The following is a 404-nucleotide window of genomic DNA, read 5'->3' as shown; positions in this document are numbered from 1 at the left end:
GCTCTTGCCGGCGCCGTTCTCGCCGAGCAGCGCGTGCACCTCGCCAGCCTGCAGGTCGAAGTCGACGCCGTCGAGCGCGACCGTGGGGCCGTAGCGCAGCGCGATGCCGCGCATCTCGAGCAGGCTCGGCACCGTCAGCGACCGAGGCTCGAGAGGTCCGGATGCAGCAGCGCGCGGATGGCCGGCTGCTCGCGGTTCTCCGGAGTCGCGACGACGAGTTCGGTGCCGACCGTCGCCGGCACCTTCTCGCCGCGCAGGTGCGCGACGAGCAGCTCGACGCCGCGGCGGCCCATCGCCACCGGATCCTGGACGACGAGCGCGTGCACGTACGCCTGGTCGAGGCCTTTCAGCAGCTCCGGGCTCGCGTCGAAACCGACGAACTTGACCTTGCCCGCCTTGCCGAC

The 404-nt window shown here is 72.0% G+C and carries 2 protein-coding genes; both read right to left on the bottom strand.

Annotation, left to right across the window (positions count from 1 at the left end; genetic code table 11):
- The coding region (locus I6F37_RS42835) for an ATP-binding cassette domain-containing protein (protein WP_225154804.1) at positions 1-114 on the bottom strand (114 nt) is incomplete at its 3' end.
- A gap of 20 nt (positions 115-134) precedes the next feature.
- Positions 135-404 (bottom strand): substrate-binding domain-containing protein (locus I6F37_RS42830; protein ID WP_225154803.1); only part of this gene is annotated, 270 nt, incomplete at its 5' end.

The sequence above is a fragment of the Bradyrhizobium sp. NBAIM08 genome (assembly GCF_020193935.1).
Lineage (GTDB): Bacteria > Pseudomonadota > Alphaproteobacteria > Rhizobiales > Xanthobacteraceae > Bradyrhizobium > Bradyrhizobium yuanmingense.
This window is presented reverse-complemented; position numbering and strand designations above follow the sequence as displayed.